Source organism: Tenacibaculum retecalamus, assembly GCF_027941755.1.
Lineage (GTDB): Bacteria > Bacteroidota > Bacteroidia > Flavobacteriales > Flavobacteriaceae > Polaribacter > Polaribacter haliotis_B.
Genome location: NZ_CP115916.1, coordinates 2,093,701 through 2,113,576 on the forward strand (window position 1 = coordinate 2,093,701; position 19,876 = coordinate 2,113,576).

22 protein-coding genes are annotated in these 19,876 nt (G+C 31.0%); 9 read left to right on the forward strand and 13 right to left on the reverse strand.

Annotated features, from left to right (window positions below; genetic code table 11):
- Positions 1-72 precede the first annotated feature (72 nt).
- Positions 73-837 (forward strand): hypothetical protein, encoded by a 765-nt coding sequence (locus PG912_RS09895; RefSeq protein ID WP_275687417.1) that lies wholly within the window; start codon positions 73-75, stop codon positions 835-837.
- A 256-nt stretch (positions 838-1,093) separates the two neighbouring features.
- Here the strand turns inward: PG912_RS09895 and PG912_RS09900 are convergent, their stop codons facing one another.
- Complete coding sequence (locus PG912_RS09900; RefSeq protein WP_275687418.1) at positions 1,094-1,657, reverse strand: hypothetical protein; 564 nt, start codon at positions 1,655-1,657, stop codon at positions 1,094-1,096.
- A 91-nt stretch (positions 1,658-1,748) separates the two neighbouring features.
- Positions 1,749-2,945: an ADP-forming succinate--CoA ligase subunit beta gene (gene sucC / locus PG912_RS09905; RefSeq protein WP_275687419.1), complete on the reverse strand. Its 1,197-nt coding sequence runs from the start codon at positions 2,943-2,945 to the stop codon at positions 1,749-1,751.
- 210 nt (positions 2,946-3,155) lie between these two features.
- On the opposite strand from sucC, the gene PG912_RS09910 reads away from it, so the two are divergent.
- The 6 genes from PG912_RS09910 (at position 3,156) to PG912_RS09935 (ending at position 8,117) form a co-directional block, all read left to right on the forward strand.
- Positions 3,156-3,665, forward strand: coding sequence for a carbohydrate binding family 9 domain-containing protein (locus PG912_RS09910; RefSeq protein ID WP_275687420.1), 510 nt, complete (start codon positions 3,156-3,158; stop codon positions 3,663-3,665).
- Positions 3,666-3,674: 9 nt separating this feature from the next.
- Positions 3,675-5,621, forward strand: a complete 1,947-nt coding sequence (locus tag PG912_RS09915; RefSeq protein WP_275687421.1) for a DUF5916 domain-containing protein — start codon at positions 3,675-3,677, stop codon at positions 5,619-5,621.
- A gap of 90 nt (positions 5,622-5,711) precedes the next feature.
- Entirely contained in the window at positions 5,712-6,374 is a 663-nt protein-coding gene (locus tag PG912_RS09920; protein WP_275687422.1) for an ABC transporter ATP-binding protein, read from the forward strand.
- 44 nt (positions 6,375-6,418) lie between these two features.
- On the forward strand, positions 6,419-6,970 hold the full coding sequence (locus PG912_RS09925) for a CPBP family intramembrane glutamic endopeptidase (protein WP_275687423.1): 552 nt from the start codon (positions 6,419-6,421) through the stop codon (positions 6,968-6,970).
- Positions 6,971-6,972: 2 nt separating this feature from the next.
- On the forward strand, positions 6,973-7,734 hold the full coding sequence (locus tag PG912_RS09930) for a TIGR02757 family protein (protein WP_275687424.1): 762 nt from the start codon (positions 6,973-6,975) through the stop codon (positions 7,732-7,734).
- Between the two features lie 2 nt (positions 7,735-7,736).
- Complete coding sequence (locus PG912_RS09935) at positions 7,737-8,117, forward strand: DUF6122 family protein (RefSeq protein ID WP_275687425.1); 381 nt, start codon at positions 7,737-7,739, stop codon at positions 8,115-8,117.
- 295 nt (positions 8,118-8,412) lie between these two features.
- Here the strand turns inward: PG912_RS09935 and PG912_RS09940 are convergent, their stop codons facing one another.
- Together PG912_RS09940 and rimO are read right to left on the reverse strand one after the other, a co-directional pair.
- A complete protein-coding gene (locus tag PG912_RS09940) occupies positions 8,413-9,150 on the reverse strand; it encodes a Dph6-related ATP pyrophosphatase (RefSeq protein ID WP_275687426.1) in 738 nt (245 codons plus the stop codon).
- Between the two features lie 270 nt (positions 9,151-9,420).
- Positions 9,421-10,773, reverse strand: a complete 1,353-nt coding sequence (gene rimO / locus PG912_RS09945) for a 30S ribosomal protein S12 methylthiotransferase RimO (protein WP_275687427.1) — start codon at positions 10,771-10,773, stop codon at positions 9,421-9,423.
- Positions 10,774-10,996: 223 nt separating this feature from the next.
- Between rimO and PG912_RS09950 the strand changes: the two genes are divergently transcribed.
- Positions 10,997-11,761 (forward strand): Eco47II family restriction endonuclease, encoded by a 765-nt coding sequence (locus PG912_RS09950; protein WP_275687428.1) that lies wholly within the window; start codon positions 10,997-10,999, stop codon positions 11,759-11,761.
- Here PG912_RS09950 and dcm read toward each other — a convergent pair.
- From dcm to PG912_RS09990, 8 genes are all read right to left on the reverse strand, one after another.
- Complete coding sequence (gene dcm / locus PG912_RS09955; RefSeq protein WP_275687429.1) at positions 11,734-12,978, reverse strand: DNA (cytosine-5-)-methyltransferase; 1,245 nt, start codon at positions 12,976-12,978, stop codon at positions 11,734-11,736. The two genes, PG912_RS09950 and dcm, sit on opposite strands and share 28 nt — an antisense overlap.
- 123 nt (positions 12,979-13,101) lie before the next feature.
- Positions 13,102-14,055 (reverse strand): signal recognition particle-docking protein FtsY, encoded by a 954-nt coding sequence (gene ftsY, locus PG912_RS09960; protein ID WP_260586689.1) that lies wholly within the window; start codon positions 14,053-14,055, stop codon positions 13,102-13,104.
- A gap of 237 nt (positions 14,056-14,292) precedes the next feature.
- The gene (locus PG912_RS09965; protein ID WP_068704382.1) at positions 14,293-14,445 is read right to left on the reverse strand and encodes a DUF4295 domain-containing protein; all 153 of its coding nucleotides are present in this window, start codon (positions 14,443-14,445) and stop codon (positions 14,293-14,295) included.
- Positions 14,446-14,482: 37 nt separating this feature from the next.
- A complete protein-coding gene (gene rpmG / locus PG912_RS09970) occupies positions 14,483-14,665 on the reverse strand; it encodes a 50S ribosomal protein L33 (protein ID WP_028887391.1) in 183 nt (60 codons plus the stop codon).
- A gap of 27 nt (positions 14,666-14,692) precedes the next feature.
- On the reverse strand, positions 14,693-14,932 hold the full coding sequence (gene rpmB, locus PG912_RS09975) for a 50S ribosomal protein L28 (RefSeq protein ID WP_260586690.1): 240 nt from the start codon (positions 14,930-14,932) through the stop codon (positions 14,693-14,695).
- 257 nt (positions 14,933-15,189) lie between these two features.
- Positions 15,190-16,440, reverse strand: a complete 1,251-nt coding sequence (locus PG912_RS09980) for a competence/damage-inducible protein A (protein WP_275687430.1) — start codon at positions 16,438-16,440, stop codon at positions 15,190-15,192.
- 40 nt (positions 16,441-16,480) lie between these two features.
- Positions 16,481-17,089: a fumarylacetoacetate hydrolase family protein gene (locus PG912_RS09985; RefSeq protein WP_275687431.1), complete on the reverse strand. Its 609-nt coding sequence runs from the start codon at positions 17,087-17,089 to the stop codon at positions 16,481-16,483.
- A gap of 92 nt (positions 17,090-17,181) precedes the next feature.
- On the reverse strand, positions 17,182-18,021 hold the full coding sequence (locus tag PG912_RS09990; protein WP_275687432.1) for a 1,4-dihydroxy-2-naphthoyl-CoA synthase: 840 nt from the start codon (positions 18,019-18,021) through the stop codon (positions 17,182-17,184).
- Positions 18,022-18,113: 92 nt separating this feature from the next.
- Here PG912_RS09990 and PG912_RS09995 point away from each other — a divergent pair, with 92 nt between their 5' ends.
- Positions 18,114-19,355 (forward strand): alpha/beta hydrolase-fold protein, encoded by a 1,242-nt coding sequence (locus PG912_RS09995; protein WP_275687433.1) that lies wholly within the window; start codon positions 18,114-18,116, stop codon positions 19,353-19,355.
- Positions 19,356-19,426: 71 nt separating this feature from the next.
- Here the strand turns inward: PG912_RS09995 and PG912_RS10000 are convergent, their stop codons facing one another.
- The gene (locus PG912_RS10000) at positions 19,427-19,876 is read right to left on the reverse strand and encodes a S1 RNA-binding domain-containing protein (protein ID WP_260586695.1); all 450 of its coding nucleotides are present in this window, start codon (positions 19,874-19,876) and stop codon (positions 19,427-19,429) included.

A 19,876-nucleotide genomic window follows, 5' to 3' on the forward strand; every position in this document is an offset into this window, starting at 1 on the left:
TAGTAAATTCGTTATTGATTGATATCAATCATTGAAACAACGGATACCTAAACATTGTGTGCAATATCGAAAATGACAAATCCATATAAAAAACATCTTGACATTTTTTTTGAATCTATTATAGATTTAAAACATACAGCTAAAAGACTTAATAAGGTTTTATTACAAGATGTAGAAAGGTACACAACTGAAAAAACTGGATTATTATCTGGAACAGCTTTGATTATTGGAGATTGGACAGCATCAACTGATAATGGGTATAAAATTAATTTTCATACTGGAATTAAAAAATCAACATTTAAAGAAAATTATTCTTTGGAAATTGAAAATATTCTTTCTAGAGAGTTTGGACTTGCATTTGCTCAATCTTTCGAGGCATTTGAAAAACTATTAAAGGACTCCGTCTACATAAAAATACAAACCGACACAAATTTCAGAGAAGATTTAAAACCAGACAAAGATTATTCGAGAAAGAAACTGAGTGGAGGAGACGAAATTTTCAAGTTAATCAAAAAAGCTTGCGGAAAAGAATTTACAAAATATTCAAAACAAAATAACAATAATTTTAAGCTTAGTGAATTCTTTAAAATAATCTCTGAAGTCAGACATTCTATGATTCATTGCAAAGGCAAACTAGAAACTTCGAAAATACCTAAAGACAAATATTATAAATCACTTTTTGAGCATTTATTCTCATTAAACAAACTTGAGAATGAAATAATAGAATTAAAATTAAATTATAAGCTCTTAGACAAACTTTTGATCTACATATCAGAATTTGGTTTTCAATTTTTTAAATTTTTAAGTGAGGTTGACAATTATGAATGGAAAATCTAAAATACTGCACACAATATCGTATATAATTTATTACTGGTTCTAGCCTAGTTACAAAAATTCTCACGGATTTTCTAGATCATTAATTATTACTGTATTTAGTACTTAAAAAACGATAACGAAACTTAAAAATAATAATCAACAAAAAGCCAAAACTTTAAAAGTGACGGCTTTTTGTTGGTTATTCTATATCTCTTAAAACATCAGTAGCTAAAACATTTATATAGTATCGTTTTAGTAATTATTTTTTAGTCAAAAATTAATCTTCACTTCCCCAAGGAGCACTTGGTGTCTCTATTTCTTTTGTTAAATCGAATTTTACAGAAAACAATCTATCGGTTCCTATTCTACGTAAATTATACGTAAAACTTGTTTTATCAATCGTAATCCACCAAACGTTATTAGAAGCATACGGAATTAAATTGGCTGTATGTTTATCCGCAGGAAAAAATTGAATATTTGGCAATCCTGTATTGGGGTTTGAACCTCCATATTGCGTAATTTTATCTTCCGAGCCATCCTTATGTCGATGATCGTGTTTTAATTGTATTAACTTATCGGTATTCATGGTAAAAACCCAGGTACGAGATTTATCATCACCTACAAAAAACGGAATTCTAATTGTATTGTTTTCACAAGAACGAATATGCATTACTAATTTCTCTCCTGTAAATCCATCGCCTTCTTTTGCTCCTGCTATTATTTTACCCTCAAATGCCTTTCCACAATGAGTTTGTAAAGTATTCCAAAACAATTCTGAATTTGTTTTTTCTTGTGCTAGTAATTGAAAAGGAAGTAAAATAAGGATTAATAATTTTCTCATTATGTAGTATTTATATTCCAACAAGATAAAACAAAAAACCCTCACTTTAAAAAGTGAGGGTTTTAATATATATTTAACTAAAAATTAATTCTTAAGCTCCTAAAACTTCTGCAACTTTATCTGCAGCTTCCTGAAACTCAGTAGCAGAAATAATTTCCATTCCGCTATTGTCAATTAATTCTTTTGCTTCTTTAGCATTTGTTCCTTGTAAACGACAAATGATAGGTACATTAATTCTGTCTCCCATACTTTTATAAGCATCTACAACTCCCTGAGCAACACGATCACAACGAACGATTCCTCCGAAAATGTTTACTAAAATTGCTTTTACATTACTATCTTTTAAGATAATTCCGAAAGCTTTTTCAACACGTTCAGCATCAGCAGTACCACCAACATCTAAAAAGTTAGCTGGGTCACCACCTGCTTGCTTAATTAAATCCATAGTTCCCATTGCTAAACCAGCTCCGTTTACCATACATCCAACATTACCATCTAAATCTACATAATTTAAACCTGCAGCCTTCGCTTCAACCTCAATAGGGTTTTCTTCACGAATATCACGCATTGCAGCATAATCTTTATGACGATATAAAGCATTTTCATCTAAAGTAACTTTAGCATCAACAGCCATTATTTTATCATCAGATGTTTTTAACACTGGGTTAATTTCGAACATTGCCGAATCTGATTTTACATACGCAGTATATAAAGCAGTAACAAACTTTGTCATTTCTTTTAATGCAGCACCACTTAAACCTAAGTTAAAAGCAATTTTACGTGCTTGAAAAGGCATTAATCCTAAAGCAGGATCAATTTCTTCTGTAAAAATTAAATGTGGCGTTTCTTCCGCTACAGTTTCAATATCCATACCTCCTTCTGTAGAATACATAACCATGTTTCTACCAGTTGCACGGTTTAATAAAACTGACATATAATATTCATCTGGTTCACTTGCACCAGGGTAATATACATCTTCACAGATTAAAACTTGGTTTACTAATTTACCTTCAGCTGACGTTTGAGGTGTAATTAACATCATTCCTAAAATATCATTAGAAATACTTTTTACATCATCTAAGTTTTTAGCCAACTTAACTCCACCACCTTTTCCACGACCACCTGCGTGTACTTGTGCCTTAATTACATGCCAACCTGTACCTGTTTCTTCTGTTAATTTCTTTGCTGCTTCAACAGCTCCTTCTGGTGTATTTGCAACGATTCCACGTTGAATACGAACCCCAAAACTGTTTAATATTTCTTTACCTTGATATTCGTGTAAGTTCATTAGATATGAATTTTTAAAGTCGAACAAAAATACGAATTCAATTTATAATACATTACTATTTATTGTAATTTTTATTTTTACACTTCTTTAACTTATCTAACTGCAACAATTATTTTTTTAACATGTCTTTAGAGTAATTAACATGAATTTATGATTTAAAAATTGAAATCATAAATATTTTTGCAAGTTATTTTACCATATCAATCAACTATGTATAAAATTGCCACATCACTATTCGTTATTTTACTTTTTTCTAAAGGAATTAAAGCTCAGGAAATTAATCAGAATAGAAAAAAAATGAATGCTACTCGTTTAGAATTTCCTCCTCAAATTGATGGAATTACTGATGAAGTTGCATGGTCGAAAATTCCAGTCGCTAAAGATTTTGTAATGATGCGACCTACTAACGGACAAAAAGAACCAAATACCCATAAAACTGAAGTTAAATTAGGTTACGATGATGATGCTATTTATGTAAGTGCAGTAATGTACACACCTACGCCATCTAAAATACCTGCAGAATTTAATAGTAGAGATATTATTGGTAATTCAGATTTTTTTATGTTGATGATAAATCCAAATGATGATGGTCAAAACCCTACTATGTTTATTGTAACCGCTTCTGGTGTTCAGGCTGATTCAAAAGTTTCTACAGGTAATGAAGACTATAATTGGAACGCTGTTTGGAAAAGTGCTATTAAAATAAATGCTGATAGTTGATCCGTAGAAATGAAAATACCATATCGCGCATTACGTTTTGCAAATACGCCTGTACAATCTTGGGGTGTAAATTTTCATAGAGAAGTAAAAAACTTAAATGCTCGTTTTACATGGAATCCTATTGACAACACACAAGGAAGTTGGACACAATATGATGGTTTAATTGAAGGTTTTAAAAATATTACACCACCTACTCGTTTAAATTTTTATCCATACGCATCTGCAACCACAACAACTTTTGAAGGAAAAACTGATTTTGACTGGAGTGTTGGTATGGATTTAAAATACGGACTTACCGAAAATTTCACTTTAGATGCTACTTTAATTCCAGATTTTGGACAAGTAGGTTTTGACGATGTAAGTTTAAACTTAGGTCCTTTTGAACAGCAGTTCTCTGAACAACGTCAGTTTTTTACTGAAGGAACAGAACTTTTCACCAAAGGACGTTTATTCTATTCTCGTAGAATTGGTAGTTCTCCTATAAGATCAGCTTCGGTAGATGAAAACATTGAAACCTTAATAGATTCACCAGAAAAAGTACAAATGCTAAATGCTATAAAAATATCTGGAAGAACAAAAAATGGTTTAGGAATTGGTTTTTTTAATGCTATTACCGACAAGACAGAAGCAACAATCAGAAATAATTCAACAAAAGAAACAAGAACAGAAGTTATCAATCCGCTTTCTAACTATAACATTTTGGTATTAGACCAACAGTTTAATCAAAACTCATCGGTTACATTAATTAATACCAATGTTACTCGTAATGGTAGTTTTAGAGATGCTAATGTTTCTGGTTTACTTTGGCATATTGAAGATAAAAAGAGCATGTATAATATTGATGGTTCTTTTAAAATGAGTAATATTTTTGATGATGAAGAAGATCCAAATACTGGGTATACTTTTGATACCAGTATTGGTAAACAATCTGGTAACTGGCGAGGTGAAATTGGTTATAATTTCGAAAACAAAGATTTTAACCCAAATGATATGGGAATTTTATTTAGCAATAATGAACAAAGTATTTATGGTTTTGTTGCTTATCACTTATTAAAACCGAAAGGGATATTTAATAGCTACAGAATAAGTACTTCTTATAATATTAATTTTTTACATAAACCAGGTACATATACTGGTACTCGTGGTAATTTATCTTTTAGAGCGCAAACTAAAAAGCGTTTTGGTTTCGGAGCTAATTTAAACTACAACAGTGAAAGCAAAGATTTTAACGAACCAAGGCAAGGTAATACAAGTGGTATATTCTTTAAAAGACCACAAAGAGTAAATATCAATCAGTGGGGATCTAGTGATTACCGAAATAAATTTGCCATTGATTACAACTGGAATTATACATTTTTCAAAAACAATCCAAAAGAAAGTTACGGATTTAGAATTTCTCCGAGATATCGTTTTAATAATCAGTTTTCTTTAGTTTATGGCTTTAGATATAGTAAAACGAATAACGATCAAGGTTTTGCAAATGAAATTGATCAAGATATCATAGATGATAATCCTGCTTTAGCTCCTTTATTAAATGATTTAATTTTCGGTCAAAGAGATAGATCTTCATATAATAATTCTTTATCTGGTAAATATAGTTTTAGCACAAAATCTTCATTATCATTAACGTTCCGTCATAATTGGAGTAAAGTACCTTATCAAAATCAATTTTACAAACTAAATACCAACAATGGTTCTTTAGAAAACAGTACTTATACAGATAATCATGATGTTAATTTTAATAGCTGGAATTTAGATGTAAATTACTTATGGCAATTTGCTCCTGGTAGTCAATTAATCGCATTTTACAGAAATTCTATTTCGAACTCGAGTGATAATGCTACTCAAAATTTTTCAGAGAACTTAAATTCTCTTTTAGAAGAATCTAACAGACATACTTTTTCACTTCGTTTTGTGTATTTTATTGACTATAATAACTTAAAAAATATTTTTTAACAAAAGTGTTTATATATGATTTGAAATCAGATAGCCTTTAAAGGTTATCTGATTTCTTTTTTATACATTCGTTACATTGAATATATAACTATGATTGTTGCTAAAAACATCCATAAACACTATGGGGAAGTTGAAATTTTAAAAGGTGTAAATCTTCATATTAAAAAAGGAGAAATTGTAGCTATTGTTGGTCCTTCGGGGGCAGGAAAAACCACGTTACTTCAAATTTTAGGAACCCTAGATAAACCCAAAGTAAATGAAAACTATGAGTTATCTCTTAATAACGTTTCTACCAAAGGGCTAAGTGATAAAGAAATTTCTTCTTTTAGAAACAAACATATCGGATTCATTTTTCAATTTCATCAATTGCTTCCTGAATTTACAGCGTTAGAAAACGTTTGTATTCCTGCTTTTATTGGTGGCAAATCTAAAATAGCTACCGAAAAAAGGGCTAAAGAGTTATTATCTTTCTTAGGCTTATCACATAGAGAAAACCACAAACCAAACGAACTTTCTGGTGGAGAACAACAACGCGTAGCAGTTGCAAGAGCTTTAATAAACGAACCTTCAGTAATTTTTGCAGATGAACCTTCTGGAAATCTAGATTCAACATCCGCAGAAAACTTACATAAATTATTTTTTGAATTACGTGATAAATTCGGGCAAACCTTTGTACTAGTTACCCACAATAAAGAATTAGCTAAAATGGCAGATCGTACTTTAACGATGAAAGACGGAGTTATTGTTGCTTAATGTAACACCCTACTCTTTTTAACTACTTATAAATAAAAGTAAACATGAAAAACACGTTTAACGAATTGATTAAGTATTTAAAAAATCCTGTTTTAGAAAAGGATCCAAATCAAGATAATTCTTATCGATTTAAAAAATTCTTACACTTACTTGTTATAAGCATACTTACAGCATTTATAATAACTCCACTATTTGCTTTAATAGAGCATTTCGGTTACGTAGACATGAATACGCATGCAATGGAAGAATTAATAAAAAGCATGTCTAAACTCAAGCTTTTTCTATTTGTAGTTGTTGCTGCGCCTTTATTAGAAGAGTTGTTTTTTAGAGCTCCAATCACTTTATTTCATCGCAAAAAATATTTTAAACTGATTTTCTACGCCTTTGCTTTCATTTTCGGGTTCATACATTTATCTAATTTCGAAATAACAACAAACGTACTTATACTAGCACCTATTTTAGTCGCACCGCAAATAATATTAGGTGGTTATTTAGGATTTATCAGAGTCCGTTTTGGCTTAATTTGGAGTATCCTTTTACACGCCAGCTACAATGCCTTTTTTATTTTAATGAGCTTTGCTTCAGATTTTGTATAATTATGAATAAGATTGAACTTAAAGAATTTCTTGACGAAAAAGTAACAACGTATAATAATCCAGATTTTATTGAGAGTGACCCAATTCAAATTCCGCATCAATTTTCTTTAAAAGAAGATATTGAAATTGCAGGTTTTTTAGCGGCAACTATAGCTTGGGGAAATCGTAAAATGATAATCAAAAATTCATTACGAATGGTTGAGTTACTAGGCAATTCGCCCTATGACTTTGTAATGAATCACACTAATGATGATTTAGATAATTTTAACGGATTTGTACATCGTACTTTTAATGCTGATGATTTTAGATTTTTTATAAAATCCCTTAAAAACATTTATGAAAATCATAACGGATTAGAAGCAATATTATCAACCCAAAATAAAGATAATTATCAACTCGCAATACATAATTTTAAACAAGTTTTTTTTGAAATCCAACACCAGCAAAGAACATTAAAACATGTTTCTGATCCGCTGAAAGGCTCAGCATCAAAACGTATAAACATGTTTTTACGCTGGATGGTTCGTAATGATAATACTGGTGTAGATTTAGGCATTTGGAAAACACACAAACCTGCACATTTACACTGTCCGTTAGATGTACATTCAGGAAATGTTGCTCGAAAACTGGGAATATTAACCAGAAAACATAATGATTGGAAAGCTTTAACCGAATTAGATATTACCTTACGAAGTTTCGATAAAAATGATCCCGTAAAATACGATTTTGCTTTATTTGGGCTAGGCGTTTTTGAAAAATTTTAGCAATGCAAACATTTATTCACTACTTCTTACACTTCGGGTTTCCGCTTATAATTGCCTTTTTATTTTTTAACAATAATTGGAAAAAAGTCTACTTAATTTTAATAGCAACTATGCTGGTCGATTTAGATCATTTATTGTCTACGCCAATATTTCAACCGAATAGATGCAGCTTTGGCTTTCATTTTTTTCACTCATACTTCGCCATGATTGGCTACGTAATTTTATTGTTCTTTAAAAAACCATACCGCATAATTGGTATCGGTCTTTTACTACACATGCTTACCGATTTAACAGATTGCTTGTTTATGTACACCAACTGTAAAACGTGTTACGAAAACACTCCAGCAATATCGATTTTAAAGTTTATAACAGCCCTCTTTTAAAACAAAATAGCGCTAGATTTATATAATTTATTTGAAGCTATTTCCCGCTTTACGCACTCGCTTTTTTTTGAAAAAAAATCAAAAAAAGAGCTCAAACAAATGCTTCAATCGGGGCTAAAAACTTATGCTACATTTTAAAAAACTATTATTGCTAAAAAACCGAATCCGTAAAACTGAATTCATTTCAGTTTTACGGATTCATTTGCCGTGGTTATTAGTTTTATGTGATGCTGAAATAAATTCAGCATCAAGTTTATATCTATAAAAACACTTTATTTAAAGTTTAAACAGTCGCTTATTCTTTTAGTTTTAAATCACAATACCAAAAACTAGTATCGTAATTTTTAACTTTCTCTGATGTGCCTTTATGACAGTTCTGAGAGTCATCTTTATTTAACGTATATGATTTTAGTAACTTCTCACCTATTTCAAATTCAATTGGTTTATTAAAAATTGATCCGTCAAAACAAAAAGTATGAAACTCACCATTTTCACCACAAACATCAACATCCTCTGGTAATTCATTTATAAAATCTTCATCTATAATTCTACCAACAAATTCTTCTCCTAACTTTTTAGCATTTACACAAACCGTAATAGTTTTAAAACCAAGTGTTAAAAACGCTCTCAATAATTCTTTTGTATCTTGTTTCCATAACGGATACACACCTGTAATACCAACTTCTTGTAATTTTGTATCTCTATATTTTCTTAAATCTTCTAAAAATATATCTCCAAAAACAGCATGGTTTAATCCTAATGATTTTAACTCAGCAGTTTTTTCTAACATTTTCTCATTATATAAATCCATCGTTACATCCGCGGGAAAATATATTTTTTCTAACGGAATACCAATACTTTCTGCTTGTGCTTCTAATAAATTTTCATGAAGTCCGTGCATAGAAACACGTTGATAATCTTCATTTACATTCGTTATTAACTTTTCGATATGATATTCTTTTTGCTGTAATACTTTATACAATGCAAATGCCGAATCTTTTCCTGAACTCCAATTAAAATACGCTTTTTTCATAAGGCTAAATTATAGAATTTAAAGCATAAAAAATCCTGCTAAAAGCAGGATTTATATTTTAATATAAGTTTATTAGAGTTTGTTTAAATTTCATTTAAAAACCTTTTATCACTAAAGCTAAAAAATCAAATCCGTCAAACTGAATTCATTTCGGTTTCGCATCTTAATTTACTGTAGTTCTTAGTTTTATGCGATGCTGAAATAAATTCAGCATGACGTTTACATCTAAAAAAGTACTTTATTTAGAATTTAAAACAGACTCTTAATTATTTATTTTCTTTTTTGATTTAAGCTTGTTGGTTTTTCTTGTTTAACCAACGGAGTTCCGTATAAGTCAAAATCACCAGCTTCATCTATTTTAATATCTATAAACTCACCTAATTTTATATAATGTTTCGTAGCATCTACAATTACATCATTATCAACGTCTGGTGAATCAAATTCTGTACGACCGTAAAAATATTCTCCGTCTTTTCTATCAAATAAACAACGGAACGTTTTTCCTATTTTTTGCTGATTTAATTCCCAAGAAATTTGAGATTGCACTTCCATAATTTCGTTTACACGACGGAACTTTACATCCGCAGGAACATCATCTTCTAAAACAAAAGCGCCCGTATTTTCTTCATGAGAATATTCAAAAGCACCCATTCTCTCAAAACGCATTTCTTCAACCCAATCTTTTAATTCCTGAAATTGTTCTTCCGTTTCTCCCGGATACCCAACAATTAAAGTAGTACGGATTGCCATATTTGGCACAGCTTCTCTAAACTTATGAATTAGTGAAGTTGTTTTTTCGTGGGTTGTACCACGCTTCATCGATTTTAAAATCTCGGTATTTATATGCTGTAACGGAATATCTAAATAATTACAAACCTTTGGTTCGTTTTTCATTACGTCTAATACATCCATCGGAAAACCTGTAGGAAATGCATAATGCAAACGAATCCATTCTATTCCGTCTACCTTTACCAATTCTTTTAATAAATCAGCTAAAGCACGTTTTTTATAAATATCTAATCCGTAATAGGTTAAATCTTGTGCAATTAACATCAATTCTTTAATTCCTTTCTCGGCTAATTTTGTAGCTTCTATAACAATTTCTTCAATTGGTGTAGATTTATGTTTCCCTCTCATTAAAGGAATTGCACAAAAAGAACAAGGACGATCGCAACCTTCAGCAATTTTTAAATACGCGTAATGTTTTGGTGTTGTTGTTAAACGTTCACCAATTAATTCGTGTTTATAATCTGCTTCTAATACTTTTAATAATTCTGGTAATTCGTGCGTACCAAAATACTGATCTACATTTTTAATTTCAGCTTCTAAATCGGGCTTATAACGCTCACTTAAACAACCAGAAACAAATACTTTGTCTATCTCTCCTGCTTCTTTACGCTGCGCATAATGCAAAATAGTATCAATGCTTTCTTCTTTGGCCTTACCTATAAAACCACAAGTATTAATTACAACAATATTACCATCATCTTCAGGATCTTCATGAACCACGTCTTTACCATTGGCTTTTAATTGCCCCATTAACACTTCACTATCGTAAATGTTTTTAGAACATCCTAAAGTAACTACGTTGATTTTGTTTTGCTTTGGTGATTTTGTGCGCATTGTACTATAAAAATTTAGAGTGCAAAGATACATCTTAAATATTTTACACCCTTACTACTTTTGTTTGATTCTTGCTCCTTTTTTTGATAGCTTCAATAACGTTGGATTTAAATCATTAAAACGATTTTATCCTTTTGATAAGCTAGTCAGACATTAAAAATCAAGATTTCGAAAACCCAATTATATTCTCTAAATTCGTCTTACCCAAAATAGGTAATTAAAAATGACGAATAAATATTTAAGTTTTATATCTGACGAACACCTATTATCTTGCATTGAAAATCTACATAAATCATATTTAAAAGCCAAGGCTAATGTGAGTAAAAAGAAGTTTTATAAAAACAAGATTGATACGATCAAATTAACTTTTGACGCTAAATTCAACGATTTGGATGAAGAAACATTGATTAAGACAGAAATAAATCGCCAAATAGATAAATCTATCAACAACTCTATAGGAACTTTTCACGAGGAAATATTAGGAGGAATTACAGGATTTGAAATAGGAAACCTAAGTGGATTTGATATAAAAGCAACTGATAACACTTTATTTGCCGACATTAAGAACAAGCACAATACAATGAATAGTAGTTCTGCCGAAAGTTTATTTCAAAAATTAGCCAAATACGCAGATACTTACAAACAAGCTAAATGTTATTGGGTACAAGTTTTAGCTAAAAATAGTTTTAATGAAAAATGGTTTGGAGAAATCAACGGGAAAGAATACAGCCATAGTAGAGTTTACAAAATATCAGGAGACCAATTTTATAAATTACTCTCAGGAAAAGAAAATGCCCTGTTTGAATTATACCAAATTTTACCACAAGCAATTTCTGATTACTTGAGTAAACATGAAAATAAGAAAACACAAAACAACTCAGCTCTTGAAGAAATTTCAACAAGTTCTAAAGAAGCAAACAGAAGTGTTTTAAATGAAATTACTTTTGAAAACTACAACTACTATTTAGGTTTTGATAAGCTTAAGTAATAAGCGTTTAAAAATTTAATTATCGAGTAACCTATTTCTTGCCCTAAATTACAAGGAACGGCATTTCCTATCTGTTTATATTGTTGAGAAACTGACCCCATAAACTTCCAATCATCTGGAAAAGTTTGTATCCTCGCATATTCTCTTACGGTAAACGGACGAGTTTCTTCTGGATGGCATCTTTCAGTTTGTTTTTGAGCTGGACTACAGGTAAGTGTTAAACTCGGTTCATCCCAACCTATTCTACGAGCAATTCCTGTTTTTCCTCCTCCTAAATAGAAACTTTTTCCCATATACTCTTTTTGAATATCTAAAGGTAAATTTCTCCAATATCCTTTTTGAGGGACTAAATCTAAAACTACTTTTTTATGTTCAGGATATTTTGAGCCTTCAGATTTTGGCACATTACAATCATACAATTCTCCTTTTTTAAGGGCATCAACTAAATTATAGATTTTATTATGTGGTTTTGGGTATTCATATTTTAAATCAATATCCTTACGAATTCCTACTAAAATCACACGTTCTCTTTTTTGTGGAACTCTGTAATTAATCGCTTTTAACACTTGTACAGGAACAACATTATAACCAATTTCGTCTAAAATTGAAATCATTCCCTCAATTGTTTTTCCTTTTTCGTGAGACAACAATCCTTTAACGTTTTCTCCAATACAAATAAGTGGGTTAACCTCTTTTACTGCTCTTGCAAATTCATAAAAAAGTGTTCCTCTTGCATCTTGTAGCCCTAATTTTTTTCCTGCATAACTAAACGCTTGACAAGGAAATCCGCCAGTAACAATATCTACTTGATTATTATATTCTGTAAAGTCAAAAGATTTAATATCCCCTTCTAAAACATTCCAATTTGGTCTATTTTCTCTTAATGTTTCACAAGCCCATTTATCAATTTCGTTTAAGGCTACACATTTAATTCCTGCTTTTTCCATACCTACAGCCAAACCTCCTGCTCCTGCAAATAATTCTAAAACTTTAAACTCTTGAATGGGTGCTACAAAATTATCAACAGTATCTTCATAATCTATAGATAACTGCCCCAATAGCGTATTAATTTGTTCTTTTTTGTAAATTCTATATTGGCTAATAGGCTCTCTAACAGCAATAAATTTACCTTCCCTGTCCCAACGTCTTAAAGTTTCTTTACTCTTACCTAAAATTTGGGAAACCTCATTTAACGAATAATATTCTTTTGTAACCATATTACACAACCTTACACATTGGTTACAAATTTACAATAAAAATCGGAAATAAAAAACGTATGCCAACAATGTGTAAAAAAACTCCTTAAAAGGAGTTTTTTTATATTCTATATGTATGTAATTCTATTTAAAAAAAGAATCTACAAATTCGTATTTATTAAACACTTGTAAATCGTCTATACCTTCTCCTACTCCAATATATTTTACAGGTATTTTAAATTGATCTGAAATACCAATTACTACTCCACCTTTTGCTGTTCCGTCTAATTTGGTTACTGCTAAAGAAGTAACTTCAGTTGCTTTTGTAAACTGTTTTGCTTGCTCAAACGCATTCTGACCTGTAGAACCGTCTAACACTAGTAAAACGTCATGTGGTGCATCTGGCACAACTTTTTGCATTACACGTTTAATCTTCGTTAACTCGTTCATTAAGTTAACTTTATTATGCAAACGCCCTGCAGTATCTATAATAATTACATCTGCATCTTGCGTTACGCCTGACTTAACAGTATCGAAGGCTACAGAAGCAGGGTCAGAACCCATTTCTTGACGAACGATAGGTACATCTGTTCTATCTGCCCAAACTTGTAATTGATCTATTGCAGCTGCTCTAAATGTATCTGCTGCTCCAAGAACAACTTTTAAACCTTGCTTTTTAAACTGAGCTGCTAATTTACCAATCGTAGTTGTTTTACCTGCTCCGTTTACTCCCACCACCATTATTACGTATGGTTTTGTGTTTGCCGGAATTGTAAATTCAGTGTCGTCTTTTGTATTTGTTTCAGAAAGTAAACCTGCAATTTCTTCTCTTAAAATCTGATTTAACTCTTCTGTTCCTACATATTTATCTTTAGCAACCCTTGCTTCAATTCTTTCGATAATTTTTAACGTAGTATCTACACCAACATCAGAAGAGACTAATACTTCTTCTAAATTATCTAAAACATCATCATCTACTGTTGTTTTTCCTGCAACAGCTTTAGAAAGCTTCGTAAAAAAACTAGATTTTGTTTTTTCTAATCCTTTGTCTAATGTTTCTTTTTTCTCTTTAGAGAAGATTTTCTTAAAAAAACTCATAGTTATATTTTATAATCGTTTATATAGGTTAAAAACTATACCAAACTTATTATATAGTCAAATTGTCATTATACGATTACTTTCGCGTTAAGGATTGCGGCATTGTTGAAGCTCCTCGCAGAGAGCGACTGCCAAAAGCCTGACCCGAAGGGTAACGCCCAAAAATACAGTTTTTTAGCACAAAAAAAAAGCTACTCTCTTATGAAAGTAGCTTTTATTTATTTTGTATGAAAAGTATTAATTTTTCGCGATAAAATCGTTTACTTTTGAAGGATCCATAATAGCTTCAACAAATGTATAAGCTCCTGTTTTTGGAGATTTTACCATTTTAATTGCTTTAGTTAACCTTTTTGCGCCTGTTTGTAACGATGCTACTGATTTCTTTGCCATGTTATATGGGTTATTTAAAGTTTAAAAAAACTTTTAATTATTTAATTTCTTTATGAACTGTCATCTTCTTTAAGATAGAATTAAATTTCTTTAATTCCATTCTATCAGGAGTGTTCTTTTTGTTTTTTGTAGTAATATAACGTGAAGTTCCTGGTTTACCAGTTGCTTTGTGTTCAGTACATTCTAAAATAACCTGAACTCTGTTTCCTTTTTTTGCCATCTCTGTAAAATTTTATCTAGTAAGGAATTACTTAGTTAAGAAACCGTTTACTCTAGCATTTTTAATCACTGCAGAGATTCCTTTTTTATTAATATTTTTTAATGCAGAAGCAGATACTTTTAAAGTAATCCACTTATCCTCTTCAGGTATATAAAAACGCTTAGTCATTAAATTAGCGTTAAATTTTCTTTTAGTTCTATTTAATGCGTGAGAAACATTGTTCCCAACCATTGCTTTTTTTCCTGTAAGTTCACAAACTCTAGACATCTTCTTGACAGTTTTTAGTATTATTTCTAAACGAGGTGCAAATTTACGCATTTATATTGATTGCGCAAAAATTTCTCTTTTAAATTCTTATTATTTTTGATATATTCTAACTGAGGCTAAGCATCTAACCTACCGGAATCGTAACAGTCGGCAAATTTACGAAATTATATCAATAAAAACACGCTATACTAATAAGTTTTTAATTATTTACTCGCAAACAACTATCAACAAACTTTAAACAACTAACAAACAAGTCTTTAATTGTTTTTCAAAACATATTCGCTTAGCAGTTCTAATGCTTTAGTAACCGTCCTATTTATTACTTTTTCTCGGGGCTGTCCAAAATTAAATTTGTGCACCTCTACATTGTATTTATCAGCAATAGCAATATAAACCAATCCTACATTTTTATCATTATGATCAGTAGTTGATCCTGCATTTCCTGTCACTGCAATTGCATAATCTGTTTTTAATCTTTCCAAACAACCAATCCCCATTTCTTTAGCAACTTCTTTACTTACCACTGTAAATTCTTCAATTACCTGTTTTGAAACCCCTAATAATTGTTCTTTTAATGCTGCTGTATAGGTAATAAAACCTCCTTTAAAATAAGCAGAAGATCCTGCTACAGAAACTAAATCGGCTCCTATTCTACCACCTGTTAAACTCTCAGCAACGCTTACCGTTTTATTGAATTTCTTTAACAAAACACCTACACTACTTTCTATAGATGCTTCTTCATCATAGCCTACAATAACATCAGAAATTAAAGCATTTAACTCAAAAACACTTTTTGCAACTTCTTTTTCGATAAATTCTTTATCAGCTCCTTTTGCTGAAATTCGCAATCTTACTTTACCAAACGACGGTAAGTATGCTAATTTAATATAGTTTGGCAAGTTGTTTTCCCACGTTTCTATTCTTTCGGCAATAACACTTTCACCAACACCAACCGTCATTATTGTTGTGTGTGATATAAATGGTAATTTAAATTTCTCTTGAATTTTAGGCAATACCGCATTCGTAATTAATCCTTTCATTTCATAAGGCACACCTGGTAACGAAACAAAAACAGTATTATTCTCATAAAACCACATACCTGGCGCTGTCCCAAAATGATTCATTAACAACGTTGCCTTAGATGGTAATTGCGCTTGATACCTTTGAATTTCCTTATACGGATGCTTTATTTTTTTGAATAGACCTTTTATGTGCTCAATTACTTCTGGATATTCAACAACCTCATCGTCTTTAAAATATTCGGCGATTGTTTTTTTAGTAATATCGTCTTTTGTTGGACCAAGACCTCCTGTTATAATTACGATATCTGCCCTACTTTCTGCTTCTTTTAAAGCATTTAAAATATGCTGTTTTTCGTCTTGAATAGAGGTTATTTGATATACTGAAACGCCTATTTTATTTAATTCCTGCCCAATCCATTGTGAATTTGTATCTACAATTTGACCTATAAGAATCTCATCTCCTATTGTAATTATTTCTGCGTTCATATGCCTATTAAAAAAAATCCCGCAAAAGCGGGATTTATAATTATTTTATTTTAATTTCAAAAGCTTGTTTACCTTCAATAACGCCTGTTAAAATGTCATTTTCTTTTACCGCTCCAACTCCCGCTGGAGTACCTGTAAAAATAACATCTCCTTTTTTTAAAGTGAAATATTCCGACACATAACTAATCAATTCATCTATTTTCCACAACATCGATTCCGAATTACCATCCTGAACTACCTCCTCGTTTTTATGCAACTGAAAAGAAATACTCTCTAAATTAAAATCTTCCTTCGGATAAAAGGCACCAATAACGGCACTACCATCAAAAGCTTTTGCTTTTTCCCAGGGCAACCCTTTTTCTTTACATTTTGCTTGCACGTCGCGTGCCGTAAAATCGATTCCTAACCCTATTTCATCATAATATTTATGAGCGAATTTAGGAGAAATATGTTTTCCTACTTTATTTATTTTCACCAAAACCTCCACTTCATAATGAATGTCATTAGAAAAAGGCGGAATAAAAAAAGGCATTTTCTTCGGAAGGATTGCTGAATCTGGTTTCAGAAAAACAACAGGATTTTCTGGTTTTTCATTTGCTAATTCTTCGATATGCTTGGCGTAATTACGCCCAATACAAATTATTTTCATTTTATTGAAAAACTAAATATTTAAATTATTCTCGATATAAATTTATTCATTCTTCATAAATTCACTCGAACTGACAAACTATATACACAGATCTATGGAATCCATGTTTTAGGAAAGTTTGGCTTTCTTTTTTCAAGAAAAGCATCTCTACCTTCTTTAGCCTCTTCTGTCATATATGCTAAACGCGTAACTTCACCAGCAAATACTTGCTGCCCTACCATTCCGTCATCCGTTAGGTTCATTGCAAACTTTAACATTTTTATTGATGTTGGCGATTTTTCTAAAATCTCTTGCGCCCAATCAAAAGCAGTCTGTTCTAATTCGTCATGAGGTACAACCGCATTTACCATTCCCATATCATAGGCTTCTTGTGCTGAATAATTTCTTCCTAAAAAGAAAATTTCACGGGCTCTTTTCTGACCGACCATTTTTGCTAAATATGCCGATCCGTACCCTGCATCAAACGAAGTAACATCTGCATCTGTTTGCTTAAAAATAGCGTGCTCTTTACTCGCCAAAGTTAAATCACAAGTAACATGTAAACTATGTCCGCCACCAACTGCCCAACCAGGAACAACACAAATCACTGCTTTTGGCATAAAACGAATTAAACGCTGTACTTCTAATATATTCAAACGATGATAGCCATCTTTTCCCACATATCCTTTTTCACCACGTGCGTTTTGATCTCCTCCTGAACAGAAACTCCAAATTCCATCTTTTGTTGATGGCTCTTCCGCAGATAATAATACCACTCCGATATTCGTATCTTCATGTGCATCCTGAAAAGCATCTAACAATTCTGATGTTGTATGCGGACGAAATGCATTACGCACATTAGGACGGTTAAAAGCTATTCTCGCTACATTGTGCGACTTTTTATAAGTAATATCTTCATACTCTTTGGCAACTTTCCATTGAGGTTGTATCATAATTTTAAAATATTAACGTTAGTAAGTAGAGCAAAAATAACATAATAACTTTGTTTTTCTTTTCTATATTTGAACGATATAATACGAATCTTATGAAACAACTATATTTTTTAGTCACTTTATTACTAAGTACCAGTCTTTTTTCACAAAAAATAATTACCGAAAAGATCAATTCAACAGAATTTGCTAAAGGTAGAACTGTAAAAATTTACATCCCTAAAAATTATGACAAAGACGAAACTGTTAGCTACCCAGTAGCAATTGTTTTAGGTGATCAATATCTTTTTGACCTTTATGTAGGTAATGCGAAACTATATGCAGATACAGACAAAGCACCTCGACAGATAGTAGTTGGTATTGATATGAGAGAAACCTATACTAAAGATGTTGCGATTATTCCATCTAACAATGCTTTAACAAATAGCGCTAAGAAATTCCAGAATTTCATAAAAAAGGAGTTAATTCCGCATATGGAAATAAATTACAGAACTTCTCCTTTTATGACTATTGCAAGTGAAGGAAAAGGTGCTGATTTTATCACTTATTTCTTAAAGGATGCTGAACCTATTTTCAACTCTTTTATATGTATCACTCCAAGATTTACTGAATTTAGCGCAAGCAGAATAGAATCTTATTCTTTAAGTAGATTAGGCTCGATAGATAACTCTTATTTTTTATACACTAGTAACAACAAGAAATATATTACTGCTAAACAAAACGATCGATTTAGCCAATTAGGCACATTTTTATCTTCTTTTAATGCAGAAAACATACACATTACTTTTGATAAATTTACAAATGCACCGAATCACTTGTCGGTTATTGGAGAAACAATACCAAGAGCTTTTGAGAAAATGTTTTACTTGTATGCTAAAATAACGAAAAGCGAATTTGATAAAAATATTAAAGATTTAGGACCTTTAGAAGCTATTAAATATGTTGAAAAAAAATACCTAGACATTCAATATTTATACGGATCGAATTTAAATGTTCGTTTAGATGATATTTTTGCTATTGAAGGAATCGTTATTGATAAATTAGATGGCGATTATTTGCGTGTTTTAGGTGATTTTGTAATGATTAAATATCCAGATTCTCATATTGGTGATTTTTATGTAGGAAAGTATTACGAAAAAGGAAAGGACTACGAAAAAGCAGAGTTTTATTACAAAGCAGCTTATGGTAAAATGGAACCTTCTGATCCTAACGCAAATGCTTTTTACGAAAATATTAAACGTGCAACTAGCTTAAAAGAAAGTCAACCAAAAGAAGAAATTATTGAAGACCTTCCTGAAGAGGATGATAATGAAGAGGAAAAAGAGGACGATAAATAAAGTATTATATCTAAAACAAAAACCGCGACTTAATTAAATAAGTCGCGGTTTTTTATTTTGTGTTCGTTTATTTACTTTATCAGCTCTATTCTATCTTCTTTTAATAAGATTTTTTTATCTTTATACAAACCACCAATAGCTCTTTTAAAGGCTTTTTTACTCATTTGTAATCGAAATTTAATTGCATCTGGAGAACTTTTATCGGTAAGCATTAAAAAACCTTTTTCATCTAATTTTCTAAGAATTACATCTGCATCTGTATCAATTACATTTCTAAAACCTTGAGGTCGCAAAGAAATATCAATCTTCCCGTCTTCTCTTATGTTTTTAACATAACCGTAAGTTTCCATACCTTCCTCTATGTCTTGGTATACTTCACTATTAAACAACAAACCATCAAATTCATCATCAATTAAAACAGTATATCCTAGTGGAGTTTGCTCAATAATTTTTAAATTTACCTGATCTCCTTCTTGTAATCTATTTTGTGAATCCTCTTGTAATCCGTCTTCTAATTCCAT